This is a genomic window from Haloarchaeobius marinus (genome assembly GCF_051207415.1).
GTDB lineage: Archaea > Halobacteriota > Halobacteria > Halobacteriales > Natrialbaceae > Haloarchaeobius.
On sequence record NZ_JBPKGD010000005.1, the window covers coordinates 173,484 to 188,461 of the forward strand.

At 65.8% G+C, this 14,978-nt stretch carries 13 protein-coding genes; 7 read left to right on the forward strand and 6 right to left on the reverse strand.

The annotated features are described in order from the left end of the window. Positions 1-187: 187 nt before the first annotated feature. From ACSC1W_RS17375 to ACSC1W_RS17395, 5 genes are all read right to left on the reverse strand, one after another. Positions 188-898, reverse strand: a complete 711-nt coding sequence (locus ACSC1W_RS17375; protein WP_435349085.1) for an ABC transporter ATP-binding protein — start codon at positions 896-898, stop codon at positions 188-190. Further along, the gene (locus tag ACSC1W_RS17380) at positions 895-1,659 is read right to left on the reverse strand and encodes an ABC transporter ATP-binding protein (RefSeq protein ID WP_435348907.1); all 765 of its coding nucleotides are present in this window, start codon (positions 1,657-1,659) and stop codon (positions 895-897) included. The genes ACSC1W_RS17375 and ACSC1W_RS17380 overlap by 4 nt, the downstream gene beginning before the upstream one ends. Further along, positions 1,656-2,519: a branched-chain amino acid ABC transporter permease gene (locus ACSC1W_RS17385; RefSeq protein WP_435348908.1), complete on the reverse strand. Its 864-nt coding sequence runs from the start codon at positions 2,517-2,519 to the stop codon at positions 1,656-1,658. The genes ACSC1W_RS17380 and ACSC1W_RS17385 overlap by 4 nt, the downstream gene beginning before the upstream one ends. Continuing rightward, positions 2,519-3,490 carry a branched-chain amino acid ABC transporter permease gene (locus ACSC1W_RS17390; protein WP_435348909.1) on the reverse strand — a complete coding sequence of 324 codons (972 nt, stop codon included), beginning with the start codon at positions 3,488-3,490 and terminating at the stop codon, positions 2,519-2,521. The genes ACSC1W_RS17385 and ACSC1W_RS17390 overlap by 1 nt, the downstream gene beginning before the upstream one ends. Positions 3,491-3,636: 146 nt before the next feature. Further along, positions 3,637-4,935 carry an ABC transporter substrate-binding protein gene (locus tag ACSC1W_RS17395; RefSeq protein WP_435348910.1) on the reverse strand — a complete coding sequence of 433 codons (1,299 nt, stop codon included), beginning with the start codon at positions 4,933-4,935 and terminating at the stop codon, positions 3,637-3,639. A 428-nt stretch (positions 4,936-5,363) separates the two neighbouring features. Here ACSC1W_RS17395 and ACSC1W_RS17400 point away from each other — a divergent pair, with 428 nt between their 5' ends. From ACSC1W_RS17400 to ACSC1W_RS17415, 4 genes are all read left to right on the forward strand, one after another. After that, positions 5,364-5,915 (forward strand): ArsR family transcriptional regulator, encoded by a 552-nt coding sequence (locus tag ACSC1W_RS17400; RefSeq protein WP_435348911.1) that lies wholly within the window; start codon positions 5,364-5,366, stop codon positions 5,913-5,915. 117 nt (positions 5,916-6,032) lie between these two features. Then, positions 6,033-7,724, forward strand: a complete 1,692-nt coding sequence (locus ACSC1W_RS17405) for an Nramp family divalent metal transporter (protein ID WP_435349087.1) — start codon at positions 6,033-6,035, stop codon at positions 7,722-7,724. 1 nt (position 7,725) lies between these two features. Then, positions 7,726-8,064: a hypothetical protein gene (locus ACSC1W_RS17410; protein WP_435348912.1), complete on the forward strand. Its 339-nt coding sequence runs from the start codon at positions 7,726-7,728 to the stop codon at positions 8,062-8,064. Then, positions 8,061-8,558: a hypothetical protein gene (locus ACSC1W_RS17415; protein WP_435348913.1), complete on the forward strand. Its 498-nt coding sequence runs from the start codon at positions 8,061-8,063 to the stop codon at positions 8,556-8,558. The genes ACSC1W_RS17410 and ACSC1W_RS17415 overlap by 4 nt, the downstream gene beginning before the upstream one ends. A gap of 1 nt (position 8,559) precedes the next feature. Here the strand turns inward: ACSC1W_RS17415 and ACSC1W_RS17420 are convergent, their stop codons facing one another. Further along, complete coding sequence (locus tag ACSC1W_RS17420; RefSeq protein WP_435348914.1) at positions 8,560-11,577, reverse strand: FAD-binding and (Fe-S)-binding domain-containing protein; 3,018 nt, start codon at positions 11,575-11,577, stop codon at positions 8,560-8,562. 336 nt (positions 11,578-11,913) lie between these two features. Here ACSC1W_RS17420 and ACSC1W_RS17425 point away from each other — a divergent pair, with 336 nt between their 5' ends. The 3 genes from ACSC1W_RS17425 to ACSC1W_RS17435 are packed head-to-tail and all read left to right on the forward strand — an operon-like array spanning position 11,914 to position 14,975. Further along, entirely contained in the window at positions 11,914-12,951 is a 1,038-nt protein-coding gene (locus ACSC1W_RS17425) for a thiamine pyrophosphate-dependent dehydrogenase E1 component subunit alpha (RefSeq protein ID WP_435348915.1), read from the forward strand. A 5-nt stretch (positions 12,952-12,956) separates the two neighbouring features. Beyond that, positions 12,957-13,967 carry an alpha-ketoacid dehydrogenase subunit beta gene (locus tag ACSC1W_RS17430; RefSeq protein WP_435348916.1) on the forward strand — a complete coding sequence of 337 codons (1,011 nt, stop codon included), beginning with the start codon at positions 12,957-12,959 and terminating at the stop codon, positions 13,965-13,967. A 6-nt stretch (positions 13,968-13,973) separates the two neighbouring features. Beyond that, complete coding sequence (locus tag ACSC1W_RS17435) at positions 13,974-14,975, forward strand: NAD(+)/NADH kinase (RefSeq protein WP_435348917.1); 1,002 nt, start codon at positions 13,974-13,976, stop codon at positions 14,973-14,975. The last annotated feature ends 3 nt before the right edge of the window (positions 14,976-14,978 follow it).

Consider the following 14,978-nt stretch of genomic DNA (forward strand, 5'->3'; position numbering starts at 1 on the left):
TCTCCGGACGAATCGATACTCGACCCTCGACCGGGTACCTGGTCGGGGAGCGTCGCTCGGCGGTCCCTCGACCAGTCCGGTGAAATCGACGAGCACCCGCCACGGACGGACTGTTACTTGCCATCTCGATGTGACCGACGAAATCGAGAGAGCACCCGACCCAGCGCCGACGTGTCGTGCTCGAACGTCAGGTCCCGAGGTAAAGTTCGGCCACGTCCTCCGACTCCAGAAGCTCCTCGCCGGTTCCCTCCATCCTGGATTCGCCCATGTCGAGAACGATGCCACGGTCGGATTCGGAGAGTGCACGACGGGCGTTCTGCTCGACCATCAGGACGGAGGTGCCTTCGTCGTTTATCTCGGTGACCTTCTCGAACATCTCGTCGACCAGGTCCGGAGCGAGTCCGGCCGAGGGTTCGTCCAGGATGAGCAGTTCGGGGTCGAGCATGAGACCGGTGCCCATCGCGACCATCTGTTGCTGCCCACCGCTGAGGTTACCCACCAGGGCGTCCGTCCGGGCTTCGAGTTCCGGGAATCTGTCGTAGACGGTTTCGATGCGCTTCTGGTAGACGGTCTCGTCGTCCAGCGACCAGGCGCCCAACCGGAGGTTCTCCAGGACTGTCAGGTTCGGGAAGACGTTGTCGACCTGGGGGACGAAACAGAGGCCGTGATCGATGGCCTCTTCGGCGGAGAGGTCGGTGATGTCGTCACCCTGGAAGACGACGCGTCCCTCGCGGACCCGGAGCAATCCGACGATGGTCTTCAGGAACGTCGACTTCCCGGCACCGTTCGGCCCGATGATGGTCACCATCTCTCCATCCGCCATCGACAGGCTCGCTCCGTCGACGACGATGGCGTCGCCGTAGCCGCTCTTGAGGTCCTCCGCTTCCAGCAGCATCAGACCTCACCTCCGAAGTACGCTTCCAGGAGGTCGTCGTCCTTCTGGACCACGTCAGGGGGGCCGCTGGTGAGTACCCGCCCCTGGTGCATGCCGATGACCTTGTCGCTGATGTTCATGATCATGTCGACGTCGTGTTCGACGATGAGGAACGTGATTCCCCGGTCGCTGAGGTCGTGAATCTTCTCGATGATGTCGTCCGTCAGGCTGGGGTTGACGCCGGCCATCGGTTCGTCGAGCAGCAGCAGGTCGGGGTCGGTCATCAGAACGCGGCCGAGTTCGAGGAGCTTTCGTTGGCCACCGGAGAGGTTACCCGCGTACTCGTCGCGGAGGTCCCAGAGTTCGAGTTCCTCGAGCAACTCCTCGGCGCGCACGCCGATCTCGGCCTCGCGGTCGCTGGCGCTGCCAGTAAGCGCGTGGACGACCCGTTCGCCGTCGTGGTCCTGACCACCGAGTCGCATGTTCTGGTCGACCTTCATCCCCGTGAGTTCGCGCGTGATCTGGAAGGTGCGTACCATCCCTTTCGTCGCGCGTTCCTCGGGCGGCAGGTCGGTTACGTCCTCGTCTCGGAACCGGACCGTTCCCGCGTCGGCCTCGTAGTAGCCGGTGATGAGGTTGAAGGTCGTCGACTTCCCGGCCCCGTTCGGCCCGATGAGGCCGACGACGTCGCCTCGCTCGACCTCGAAGGTCGCACCATCGACGGCGACCAGTCCGCCGAAGGACTTGCGGAGGTCCTCGACGGCGAGAATGGTGTCCCCCGTCATCGCGTCGCCTCCCCGAACACGCCGTCCGGCTGGAGGAGGAGTCCGACGACGAGCAGTGCCAGTCCGACGAGCGGCTTGTACTCGGTCGGGATGACGACGACACTGACCTCCTGCAGGAGCCCGATGGCGTACCCGCCGACGACGGCACCGACGGGGTCGCCGATACCACCGAGGATGACCGCCGCGAATATCGGGATGAGTGCGAGAAAGCCCATCGTCGGCCGCAGTTGCCCGTCGAGTCCGAGCATCACGCCGGCGATGCCAGCGATGATGCCGCCGACGAACCAGACGTACACCACGAGTCTCTCGGTGTCGATTCCGCGGATGCGTGCCAGGTCCATGTCGGCGGAGGCGGCCCGCATCGCGATTCCGATGTCCGTCTTCCGGAGTAGCACGAACGTCAGGCCGAGCACGACGAGGCTCAGCAGGACGATCGCGACCTGGTCGGCGAGAATCTGGACACCGAAGTAGGAGGGTGCGGTCTGTATCGGGACGTCGAAGCGCTTGCTCCCGCTGCCCCAGACGACGCGGATGAGGTTCCGGAGGATGAACGCGAGTCCGATAGAGACGACGAGCAACACTATCGAGGAGCGGTTCCGGAAGTGCTGGAAGACGAGCTTGTCCAGGCCGACCGCGATCGGGCCGACCGCGAGGACGCCGACGACGGCCACGACGACGATGGGAAGGTCCGTGGTCGTGTTCAGGCCGTAGGCGATGAACGCGCCGAGCGCCATGTACTCCCCGTAGGCGATGTTGATGAAGTCGAGGATGCCGAAGATGAGCGTGAGCCCGAGCGCGCCCAGCGCGATGAGGCTCCCCGAGACGAGACCGAACCAGATGAACTGGGTGATTCCGGCCATCACTCGCCCTCCAGGGTCTGTCCAGCCCTCATGCGTTCCTCGTCACCCAGCAGTCCCTGTGGTCGATAGTACAGGACGACGATGAGTGCTGCGCCGATGATCATGAGCCGGATGAACGGTAGCTCCGAACTGAACGGGAGGTCGCTGGGCAGGAACCGCGTCGCCTGTCGGATGCCGACGATGAAGATGGTGCCGAGGATGGCACCGGCGTAGCTCCCCGCACCGCCGATGATGACGGCGGCCCAGATGCTGAAGGTCAGCGTCGGCAGGAACATCGTCGGCGTGATGGCGAAGAAGTAGTGCGCCCAGAGGGCTCCCGCCAGTCCCGCGACACCGGCGCCGAGGCCGAACGACTTGAGCTTGAACGTGGACGTCCGTTTGCCCAGCGCACGTGGCACGTCCTCGTCTTCGCGGATAGCGTGGAGGACGCGTCCGAACGGGCTCGAGGAGAGCCGTTCGAATACGGCATAGCTCGCGGCCACTATCGCGAGGACGACGAGCAGGTAGAACAGGTCGTAGCCGACGACGAACCCACTCAGGTCGAGCGGGAACGCTCCATCGAACGGTCGTGGGATGTTCTTGATGCCCTGCGCGCCGCTCGTGAGCCACGATTCGTTGGTTATCACGAGCCGTATCATCTCCGCGGCGCTCAGGGTCACCATCGCGAGGTAGTCCCCCTCCAGTCGGATGCTGGTCAGCGCGACGACGACGCCGACGACGGCTGCGAGCATCGTTCCTCCCAGCACGCCAGCGACTACCGGGAACTGGAACCCAACGACGCGTTCGGCGAGCAGTCCCTCCGCGGTCGGTGTCGTCAGAATCGTCGACGTGTAGGCGCCGACGGCGAAGAACCCCGCGTGTGCGAAGTTCAGCAGGCCGGTGTCGCCCCAGTGCACGTTCATGCCGATGGCCAGCAGGGCGTACAGTCCCGCGATGATGCCGACGGTGACGAGGAGCGTAGTGTACGTCACGGTGACTCCTCTGATGCGACGGTTTCGGTCTGTCGTTCGATGCGTCTCCGGCCGATGTCGTGTTTTACCATAGTCGTGTAACCCGTCGAAAGGTGTGGACAGTCATGGCGATAGATGCTGTCCGTGTTCCGTCGTCGCCCGGTCTCTCACTCTTGCGCCAGCTCGTCGGATGAGTAGGTCAGCACCTCCTCCCACTCGCCGTTCTTGGCGCGAAGCGCCGAGAACGGCCCGAGCGGGTCGCCGGTATCGTCGTAGTTCTGCGGGTTCGCCGCGCCGACGTAGTCGATGTCCTTCCCGTCGTTCAGAGCTGCCTTCCCTTCGGCGAACGTCTCGACCTTCTTCCCGGGAGCAGTGCCGATGTTCCCGAGCTGGTTCGGGATGGCCGCGCGACTGGCCTCTCCTTCGGCGACGAACGCCAGTCCGATGAGGTTCATCGCGTCGTACGCGGAGGCGGCGAAGGTCCCGGGCTCCTTGCCGTGCATCGCCGTGTGTTTTTCACGGAACTGGTCGAAAGCCGGACCGGGAGCGGGCGCTTGCCCGACCATCCCTTCCATCACGTCGGCTCCCATCTCCTCGATGAAATCCGGTGTCAGAACGTCGTTCCCGAGGGTGAGCTGGAAGTCCTCGTTCGCGCCGGCTTCGACGTAGTTCTTGATGAAGAGACTGGTCACTTCAGTTCCCGCGGTCATCGAGACGACATCGGCATCGGAGCTCTGGAGCTTCTGAACCGCGCTCCGGTAGGAGCTCGCGCCGGGGTCCAGAGCGACCTCCGTGACGACCTCGCCGCCGAGGAACTCGAAGTGCTCGCCGGATGCCTTCGAGAAGCTCTGCGAGCCCTTGTCGTTCTTGTACGCGAGAGCCATCTTCCGGAAGCCCAGCTCCTCGTACGTGAACTTCGCCTGTGCGCGGGCACCGATGCTGTCGGAGGGTACCGTCCGCCAGATGTACTCCCCCCCGACATCGTCGAGCTGGATCGTTCCGGTCATCGGCGAGACGATGGAGAGATTCGAGCTCTTGGCCGGGTCGACGAGACTCGGCATCACCGTGCTCGACGGCCCGACCATCGTCACCACGCCCTGGCTATCGAGGGTGTTGAATCCGCTGATAGCTGCCTGTGGCTTCGTTTCCGTGTCCTGTTCGGTAATCTCGATCGTGCGACCGAGCACGCCGTCCGTGTTCACGCCGCCGTCGCCTTCGAGGGCCGTCTCGACGCCCCGTCGGGAGTTCGGGCCGATCCAGCCCAGGCCGCCGCTGAACGGTGAGAGATTGCCGACCTTGATGGCACCGGAGTCACCGTTGGTCCCACCGCCACCGCCGCTGGTGGTGTTGTCCCCGCCGCCGCCGATACAGCCGGTGAGTCCGACCAGTGCGGCCACGCCGCCGCTCTTGATAGCTGTTCGTCGCCCCATGCCAGACCGCCGCTGCCCGCCTTCGCCTTGTGGCATGAATCCACGGTCAAGCTGGCATCACTTATAACTAGGGGTTGAATCGGTCGTGGTAGAAATATTATAAATCCAGACAGCCACGAGACACCGTTCTATACCCGAACAATGGATTTATTACCTCCCACGTCCGTTTGGTATATCACATCGTGGGGGTTTCACACGAGTGAATGCAATACGCGACGAAGACGACGTCGAAGACGGCCACAGTGCAGTATCCTCGACGGGCCGACGCACGGGAAGACTCCCATACCGGCCCTCGGACGGCCCTGAATGGGACGAGCAAACCGAATCGGCCAACGCGGTAGAGCCACCTGCTTCCCATTCCACATTCACACTTCTTGAGTATACACGTATGCACCTAATCTTCAGTCGTGTGTACCTCCTGGGTGGAAGAAAGCCTTATGACTATCCCACCACACCAAATATCCATGGTGCCCCCGCGCGGGCAAAACGACGACGAAGCGACTACGGGCCGCGTCCCGCTCCAGGCGATCCTCGACGTGTTCCGACAGCGGGACGACCTCGCACGGCCCCTCACGGCCAGCGACATCATGGACGAGGTGGACTGCTCGCGACGGACTGCGCACAACAAACTCAACGAACTCGTCGAGGAGGGCGTCCTCGAGACGCGAAAGGTCGGCTCCCGGAGTCGCGTCTGGTGGGAACCGATCGAGGAGGCGAGCGACGTCCACGCCGACGCGGACACGACCCCAGAACCACTCGTGAGAGAGGTCGAACTCCCCGGTACGGGCAAGACGCTGCAGGCCCGACAGGACGCGTTGCTCGCCGCCTACGAGTATCTCCAGGAGCATCCGGAGGCCAAGAAGTCGGACTTTTTACAGGACGTGTTCCCGGAGAACCCTGCGGAGTACGAGACTGCGGAGGGATGGTGGAACGCGATCCAGCCTGCGCTCGCACAACTACCCGGGGTCAACCCTCCGGAAGAACGCGGCCACATCTGGCACTTCCTGGGGGGGTAACGGTCTTGGTTTCGTTGCCCCGACCGACGGGTTCAGTCTCAGATATCGACCCGCGACTCGACGGGGTGACAGTCCGTGTCTGACGACGAGTCGTCCGACGTGGATCGGTCGATCTACATGTCGGAGTCCGAGGGTCGCGAGTACCGGGGCACCTCCTACATGCCGACAGCCTACGACAATCTCGACATCGCCCCGGAATCAGACGAGTTCCCGAACCGTGGGCGTAGTGGCGGTTACCGGCTGCTGGACCTCCCCCGCGTCCCGAAACTCTCACACGTCGTCGGACCGAGCGCGATCATGCTGGGTGCGTCGCTGGGAAGCGGTGAGACGCTGTTCTGGCCGGTCCTCATCGCCCAGCACGGCTGGTCGCTTTACTGGGCATTCTTCGTCGGCGTCCTCACGCAGTTCTTCATCAACACGGAGATTCAACGGTGGACGCTCGCGACGGGCGAGTCTATTTTCCGCGCGTTCGAACGAGTCCACACCGGCTGGCCGCTTCTGTTCCTCGTGCTGGGGTTCGTCAGCCTCGGCTGGCCCGGGTGGGCGGCGAGCGCAGCCAAGGTCGGTGCCATCGGTGTCGGGTTCGAAGAACTCAGGCTATCGTTCGCCGGCGTCGACGTGGTCGCCTGGCGGCTGTTCGGCATCGTCCTGATGGTCCTCATCTGGCTGACCTACCAGTTGACGCCGCTGATGTACAACGTGGTCGAACGGATCCAGATGCTGCTCGTCACGATCGCCGCGCTCGTCGCGGTGGCACTGTTCGTCGCCCTGGGCTCGGTGAACGAACTGGCCAACGTTCCCGGTGGCATCGTCAGCGTCGGCACCCTCCCTCCAGGGAGCGACATCGCCATCTTCCTCGGTGGGCTGGCGTACGCAGGTGCCGGCGGCTACCTGAACCTCTCCCAGAGTCTCTGGGTGCGCGAGAAGGGGTACGCGATGGGTCGCTACCAGGGCCGCATCAAGAACCCGGTCGTCGGCGACGAACCGGAGCCGGTACAACGAAATGGCTTCACGTTCCCCCCGACGCTGACGAACGTTCGCCGGTGGCGCGGCTGGTGGCGGCTCGCACAGCTCGAACACCTGCTCACGTTCGTCGTCGGACTGCTCGTCGTCGCGACGATGATGATGGCGATCGCTTCGGAGTACGCCTCCGGGGCTGCCACCGACGGCGTCGCGATGTGGGCGAACACCATCGCCCCCAGGGTCGGCGACGTCGGCGCCGCGCTCATCTTCACGACGCTGTTCTTCTCGTTGCTCACGACGGAGTACGCCATCGTCGAGTCGTTCGTCCGCAACAGCGCCGACGTGGTCTACGAGCTGTACGGACGGGCCGCGGGCTGGAGCCTCCCGCGAATCTTCTGGACGCTCCTGACAGTGTTCGTCGCGTGGGGAATCGTCATCCTCGCCTCCCCCATCCCCATCGAGGAGCCGTTCGGACTGCTGGTGGTCGCAGCCGCGATGTCCGGCGTGATGATGTGGCCGTACACGGCCTTGCTCCTGGTCGTCAACTCACGCGAGCTACCCGAACACACGCAGCCGGGATGGCCGCGAATCGTCGTCCTCTGGTGGGCCACAGGCTTCTTCGGGTACTTCAGCGTCCTGCTCGTTGGGAAGGTCCTCACGACCAATGCTGGCCTGACCGTCTTCGAGACGTCCCCAGCCGTCGTCGGGAGCGGCGCCGGCGGATACGGTCTCTTCAGCGTGTTCGCACTCGTTCAGATTATCGCCGTGTTCGCCTCGGTCAGGGCCAAGCGGGACAAGCGTGGAACCATCGACTCGGTCGACCGGGTCAGGAGGTACTTCGACTGAGATGTCGGTGGCCGATACCGCCGAACGGCTCACTGGGTATCGACTCTGGGTGTACGCCGGGGCGCTCGTGGCTATCTTGGCGGTGCGGGCGGTCGTCACGCCGTCGGTGCTCCGGACGGTCGTGGTCGGCACCGCGGTCTTCGCGATGGTGGTGACCTTCGGCGCCGAACGCCTGGCGGCGGCGTCGAGTCCGGAACCGAGCGCGCTCCTCCTCGGCGCAGCAGTAGTCGGCATCGTCGCCGGTCTCTTTCTGGCGCTTACGGGAACACTGGCGGGGTTACTATTTCTCGCCGGAGGGCTCCTACTCGTCGAACGTGGAGTGCGCGGAGGGCCGCCGTGAGCGACGAGAGCTCAGACGCTGCCCACGTCCACGTTCACGTTCACCTCGTGATGGCAGGGGCCTTTCCCCTCCGGATGGCGGACCTGTTGTTCACCGACGACGAGCTGTTGATTCCGGAGTATCACTACCTCACGCCGCTACTCGGGATCGCCCGTCGCGAGACCCACCAGGTCGCCGAACGGGCGGTCGACAGGTACACCGAAGACGGAGCTGCCGGGCTGGTCGAGATGGCCGAACGCACTCACAGTATCGGCTACGCCGACCTCGAACGCGTCCGCGTCTACGACGGTGGCCCGGTCGGCCGTCCGAAGCTCGGAATCGACGTCGTCGAGGGCCCTCCCTACGCCTATCGGGCCCACGTCCCAGTGGACGTCCCTGCGCTGACCGATGCACTGGGGTCTCTGGGGCGGCGGCGGGGCTTCGCGGTCGAACGGAAGGATACGCTGGGGTTCGACCCGGTAGCGAGCCTCCGACGGTTCGTCGTCGACCGCTGAGTCAGGGGAGTGCCGCGTCGAGTTTCTCGACAGGATGGTGCGGCTCCTGGCTGCCCCGGCCGTCCCGGTCCCCGAGCTGTGTGCGACAGGACGCACCCGGCGCGACCACCGTCTCGCCGTCGCTGTCGTCGACCTGCTCGTACAGGATGCTCGCGATCGCCTGGCTCATCGAGTAATGCTCGGTCTCGTAGCCGAAGCTCCCGGCCATCCCGCAACACCCCGAGTCGAGCGGGTCGACGCCGTACCCGGCTCGTCGGAGCACGCCGACCGCGTGGTGGTCCTTCCCGGTGGCTTTCTGGTGGCAGTGGCCGTGGTAGGTCAGTCGCTCGTCGGGGCTATCCCAGTCGACGGTCTCGACCAGCCGTAACCGGTCGAGGTACTCGCAGACGCCGTACGTGTGCTCGGCGAGAGCCACGGCGTCGTCGTCCGTCGTTCCCAGGAGGTCCAGGTAGTCCGACTGGAGCATCACAGCGTCGCTCGGCTCGACGAGGACGACGTCCCACCCGTCCGTGACCCGAGGAGAGAGCGCATCGACGGTCGCCCGAGCAGTCTCGCGGGAGCGGTCGAGGAACCCCTTCGAGTGGGCTGGACGACCGCTGTCGGTCCGGTCCGCGAGCTGGACGTGAACGCCCGCGGCTTCGAGGACCCGGACTGCGGCCTGCCCTATCTCTGGATGGCTGTAGTTCGTGTACGTGTCGGGGAACAGGACCACTCGGCGGTCGGCGTCGACCGCGGTGACCTGTGGCCCGCGTGCGTCGAACCAGTCCCGAAGTGACTCCCGCTCGAAGGTCGGTAGGCTCCGGTCGCTCTCGATGCCGACCGTCTTCTCGATGAGCGTCCGTGAACCCGGGATGCGCGTGGCGGCGTTCGACAGGGGTGCGAGCGCACTCCCGATGCGACTCAGCGCGTCCACGTTCGCGAAGAGCCTGTCTCGCAGGCTCGCGCCGTGTTCCTGGTGGTAGGCGTGGGTGACCTCGGCCTTGAGCTTCGCCATGTCGACCTCGCTCGGGCAGTCCTTCGCGCACCCCTTGCAGCCGATGCAGAGGTCCACGACTTCGGCGACGAACGCCTCGTCTGTCGGGTCGTCCGGCAGGTCACCGCTCATCGCCTGCCGGAGCAGGTTCGCCCGGCCTCGCGTCGCCGTGATCTCCTCGTCCGCCGCCCGGTATGTCGGACACATGACGCTACCTGTGGTCTCCTGTGGGCCTCGACAGCCACCACAGCCGTGACAGAGTTCGACCATCCCCTGCATCCCGTTATCGTTCTCCCAGGCGAGTGCGGGCTGGAACCCGGCGTCGAACTCGTAGTCGGGGTCGAACCGCAGGGACTCGGTGGTGTTCACGTCGCCACACACCTGCCCCGGGTTGAGGAGCCAGTCCGGGTCGAAGGCCGACTTGAGCCCACGGAACGTCTCCCAGAGGTCGTCGCCGTACAGTTTCCGGTTCCACTGGGTTCGGGCACGCCCGTCGCCGTGCTCCCCCGACACGGAGCCGTCGTACTCGACGACGAGGTCGGTTACCTCGTCTGCGATCGCTTCCATCTCCTCACGCCCCTCGACGGTCTTCGAGTTCAGGAGCGGGCGGATGTGCAATACGCCCGGCCCCGCATGGGCGTAGAACGAGGCAACTGTGTCGTGCGCTTCGAGAAGGTCCCGGAACTCGGCGACGTACTCCGGCAGTCGTTCGGGCGGGATTGCGGTGTCCTCGATGAACGCGAGGTGTTTCTCGTCGGTCGTCCGCGAGAGCAGTATCGGGAGTCCGGACTTCCGGAGCTTCCAGAACCTCGACCGCCGTCCCTCGTCGTGGGCTTCGAACGCGTCGAACGCCCGGGCCGGTGCGTCGACGTCGATGCCGTCGGCCGACGGCGACACGACAGGCTCGACCCCGTTCGTCCTGTCGGTCAACAGGTCCGCGACCGTCCGTTTGCCTGCCGCGTCGTCGGCGGCGTAGAACTCGACGAGCAGCACCGCCCGCGTCCCCTCGGGCAGGAGGTCGACCAGGTCGGTGAACTCCGCCGTGTCCCGTGCGAGGTCGATGAGGACGTCGTCGAGCACTTCGACGGCGGCGGGGTCGTGTTCGAGGATGTCAGAGACGTCGCGCATCGCCTCGACGAGGTCGTCGTACGCCAGCAGCGCCATCGATTTCGTCTCCGGCACCGGTTCGAGGGACACCTCCGCCTCGGTGACGACGGCCAGCGTTCCCTCGCTCCCGGCCAGTAGCGGAGCCATATCGACCGTCCCCGTCTCGCGTTCGTGCTCGACCACCCAGTCGAGATTGTACCCCGAGACGTTGCGCTTGAGGTCGGGATACCGACCCTCGATTTCGTCGCGCTCCTCCGCGAGAATCCGCTCAACCTCCGCGTAGATCCGGGCCTCGAGGTCGCCTTCCGCGTCGGCTCTCGCCTGCAGTTCGTCCCGCGAGAGTTTGCCGAACGTCGTCACAGTCCCGTCGGCGAGGACGACCTCGCACTCCTCGAGGTACGCGTCGGTCTTGCCGTACTCCAGCGAGTGCGCACCCGTGGAGTTGTTCCCGATAGCTCCGCCGAGGGTGCTCTTGTCGCCCCACGCGGGGTCCGGGGCGAACTTCACGCCGTCGGCGGCGAGGGCAGCGTTCAGGTCTCCGAGTGTGATTCCGGGCTGGGCGCGTGCGCGCCCCTCGTCCGGGCGCGCTTCGACCAGGCCGTCCATGTGGTGCGTGAAGTCCAGTACGACCGCCTCGTTGACCGTCTGGCCGGCCAGGCTCGTGCCGCCGCCCCGGGGCAGGACGGGAATCCCCCGGTCGGCACAGTACTCGACGACTGCTGCGACGTCGGCGGTCGACGTGGGGAACACGACGCCTATCGGCGTCATCTCGTAGATGCTCGCGTCCGTCGCGTAGAGGTGTCGAGAGTAGTCGTCGAACCGGACGTCGCCATCGATCTTCGCGTCGAGGCCGTCGACCAGTTCCGGTCGAGCGACGTGTTGGCTCCGGTGGTCGTACTCCGATTCGTCGTCGTCGCCTGGGGCAGTCTGGGTCACCATTGTGTCTCCTCGGGTCAACGCGTTCGACTCCCGGTCGGTCAGGAAGCGTCCCACGCTCACGCATCACCTCCTGTGTAATGGGAAGCGGATGAAAACTGTTCCGGAGACAGTATCGAGCAGTTTCGATGAACGCTCGCCAGTGAGGCTCTCGTCGGCCTGAAAGCCAGTTCGACCGATTCCTGGACATTCGCCACTGGTACACACGACTGCATCGAGACCGCTGCTCTACGAGAACGTGGCGTACGTGTCGACCCACTGATGGGGGCCGGCGCGAACTCGGCCGTCAGTTCCCACGACGCCAATTATTAAGGTCGATACTCTCGAACTCTTTGGTGCATGGTAACATTCAACTTGGATTCGGAGGAGGGGCGCAGGGAGGTCCTGACCCGCATGCTGACGATACGAGAGTTCGACAGCACGGCCGGCGACCTCTTCGCGGACGGCGAGATTCCGGGATTCGTCCACCTCTACATCGGGGAGGAGGCGGTCGCGGTCGGTGCGTGTGCCTCGCTGGACGACGACGACTACATCACGAGTACGCACCGGGGGCACGGTCACTGCATCGCGAAGGGACTGGACCCGAAGTACATGATGGCAGAACTGCTCGGCAGTAGCGAGGGCTACTGCAACGGCAAGGGCGGGTCGATGCACATCGCCGACGTCGACGCCGGGATGCTCGGCGCGAACGGCATCGTCGGTGCAGGCCCGCCGATCGCGACCGGTGCGGCGCTCACGGCGGACCGGAACGACGAGGACCGCGTCGCCCTGGCCTTCTTCGGCGACGGCGCCGTCGCCCAGGGGCAGGTACACGAGGCGATCAACCTCGCGGCCACGTGGGACCTCCCGGCAGTCTTCCTGAACGAGAACAACCAGTTCGGTGAGGGGACGCCGGTCGACAAGCAGCACAACGTCGAGAACCTCAGCGAGACGGCCGAGGCGTACGGCATCCCGGGGTTCACTGTCGACGGCATGGACGTGACGGCGGTCGGTGAAGCGGTCGAGGAGGCCCGGGAACGGGCCCTGTCCGGCGAGGGGCCGACGTTCATCGAGGCGGAGACGTACCGGTTCAGGGGACACTTCGAGGGAGACCCACAGCCCTACCGGGACGACTCGGATATCGACGTGTGGCGCAAGCGGGACCCGATAGAGTCGTTCAAGGACCGACTCATCGAGCGCGGCGAACTGACCCAGGAGGAGTTCGACAACCTCAGCGCGGAGGTGGAGGCGACCATCGCGGACGCCGTCGACTACGCCCGTGACGCGCCCCAGCCGGAACCGGAGGACGCGTACGAGGACATGTTCGACGTTTCGCCACCCGAGATAGAACAGTTCGCTGCCCGGCCGCAGACGGACGGCGGAACGGACCCACGGTGATTCCAATGAGCACGAAAACAGGAGCGGAAGCGGAACCCGAGGCGACCGAGACGATGACCGTACGCGAAGCGATCCGGGCCGCACTTCGCGAGGAGATGGAGGGAGACGACGACGTGTTCCTCATGGGCGAGGACGTCGGCCTCTACGGCGGCGTCTTCGAGGTGACGTCCGGGCTGATGGACGAGTTCGGCCCCGAGCGCGTCCGGGACACGCCAATCAGCGAGGCCGGGTTCGTCGGTGCCGGCGTCGGCGCTGCGGCGACCGGTAGCAGGCCCGTGGTCGAGGTCATGTTCTCCGACTTCCTCGGCGTCGCGTCCGAACAGATACTCAACCAGATGGCGAAGATGCGGTACATGTTCGGGGGGAAGACGGAGATGCCCGTCACCGTCCGGACGACCGAGGGCGGAGGGATGGGCGCCGCGAGCCAGCACTCGGGCACCATCCACACGTGGTTCGCCCACTTCCCGGGCCTCAAGGCGGTCGCCCCCGGGACGCCAGCGGCGGCGAAGGGACTGCTCAAGTCGGCCATCCGGTCGAACGACCCCGTGTTCTTCTTCGAGGACAAGATGATATACGAGCAGGAGGGCGAGGTCCCGGTCGACCAGGACTTCACGATTTCGATCGGGTCGGCCCACGTCGAACGCGAGGGGGAGGACGTCACCGTCGTGGCGACCCAGCGACTCGTCGGAGAGGCGCTGTCGAGCGCGGAGGAACTATCGGGAGACGTGAGCGTCGAGGTGATAGACCCACGGTCGTTGTACCCGCTGGACACGGACACCATCGTCGATAGTCTGGAGAAGACCGGCCGTCTCGTCGTCGCAGACGAGAGCCCACTCTCGTACGGCATGCACGCCGAGGTCGTCGCCCGGGCGGTCGAGAACGCCTTCTACAGCCTCGACGCGCCGATAGAACGCGTCGGCGTTCCCGACACGCACGTGCCGTTCAGTCCCCCGCTGGAGGAGGAGGTCCTCCCCGGCGAGGCCGACATCGAGGCCGCCATCCGTCGACTGTCCTGAGACGGCGTGGCACTCGTTGGACTCGTCGTGAACCCGGCGGCCGGCCGCGACATCCGCCGCCTCACCGGCGGTGCGAGCGTGAGTGACAACTACGCGAAGCGACGGTCCGCGGAGAGCGTCCTCGAGGGCCTCACTATCGTGGACGACCCGCCGGCGGCACTGGTCATGCCCGACAAGGCCGGCATCGGGCAAGACGCGGTCGAGTCGGCCCCCGACGAACTCGACGCACGGGTCCTCGACGTCCCCGTCACGGGCGACCGTGCCGACACCACCCGCGCCGCCGAGCGGTTCCGCGAGACGGCCGACGTGGTCGTCGTCCTCGGCGGCGACGGGACGAACCGGGACGTCGCCGCGGGAATCGGGGCGGTGCCGGTGGCCGCGGTCTCGACCGGGACGAACAACGTCGTCCCGACGCCCATCGACGGGACGGCCGCCGGGGCGGCTGCCGCCCTCGTCGCCCGGGGCGTCGGTCCAACGGCAGACCTGGCCGTCTCGCACGGCATGGTCGTGGCGACCGTCGAGTCGGACGCAGGCACGAAGACGCTTCGCGGCCTGGCGACGCTCGGCGTCGTGGACCGCTCGTTCGTCGGGACACGGGCCGTCCTCGACGCGTCGGACTTCGTCGGTGGCGTGGTCTCCAGGGCCCATCCCTCGGAGATCGGCCTCTCTGGCGTCGCCGGCGCGCTGACGAAGCACGAAGCGGGGTCACCGGGCGGCGTCGGCATCCGCCTCGGACCCGCGTTCACGACGCCCCGAAGCGTCCGTGCGATGACCGTGCCTGGTGGCGTCGACGCCGTCGGCGTCGAGGAGTGGTGTCGCCTCGACGACGAGGAGGGGATGGCGTTCGCAGTCCGGGACAGCGTCCTCAGCGTCGACGGCGAACGACACCTCGAAGTCCGGGACGCGGAGGTCACGCTCCGACCGGTGTCTGATGGCCCCCGCGTCCTCCAGTTCGACGCGGTGTTCGACGCGGCCCAGGGTCGCGGCTGGTTCGACGCGACCGGGTGACGG

What these genes read in the sequence shown, in the direction of transcription:
- ACSC1W_RS17400 (WP_435348911.1), top strand. Translation starts at nt 5,364, where the DNA reads ATGGTGCCCCCGCGCGGGCAAAACGACGACGAAGCGACTACGGGCCGC.
- ACSC1W_RS17385 (WP_435348908.1), bottom strand. Translation starts at nt 2,519, where the DNA reads ATGGCCGGAATCACCCAGTTCATCTGGTTCGGTCTCGTCTCGGGGAGC.
- ACSC1W_RS17420 (WP_435348914.1), bottom strand. Translation starts at nt 11,577, where the DNA reads ATGGTGACCCAGACTGCCCCAGGCGACGACGACGAATCGGAGTACGAC.
- ACSC1W_RS17410 (WP_435348912.1), top strand. Translation starts at nt 7,726, where the DNA reads ATGTCGGTGGCCGATACCGCCGAACGGCTCACTGGGTATCGACTCTGG.
- ACSC1W_RS17430 (WP_435348916.1), top strand. Translation starts at nt 12,957, where the DNA reads ATGAGCACGAAAACAGGAGCGGAAGCGGAACCCGAGGCGACCGAGACG.
- ACSC1W_RS17405 (WP_435349087.1), top strand. Translation starts at nt 6,033, where the DNA reads ATGTCGGAGTCCGAGGGTCGCGAGTACCGGGGCACCTCCTACATGCCG.
- ACSC1W_RS17425 (WP_435348915.1), top strand. Translation starts at nt 11,914, where the DNA reads ATGGTAACATTCAACTTGGATTCGGAGGAGGGGCGCAGGGAGGTCCTG.
- ACSC1W_RS17380 (WP_435348907.1), bottom strand. Translation starts at nt 1,659, where the DNA reads ATGACGGGGGACACCATTCTCGCCGTCGAGGACCTCCGCAAGTCCTTC.
- ACSC1W_RS17395 (WP_435348910.1), bottom strand. Translation starts at nt 4,935, where the DNA reads ATGCCACAAGGCGAAGGCGGGCAGCGGCGGTCTGGCATGGGGCGACGA.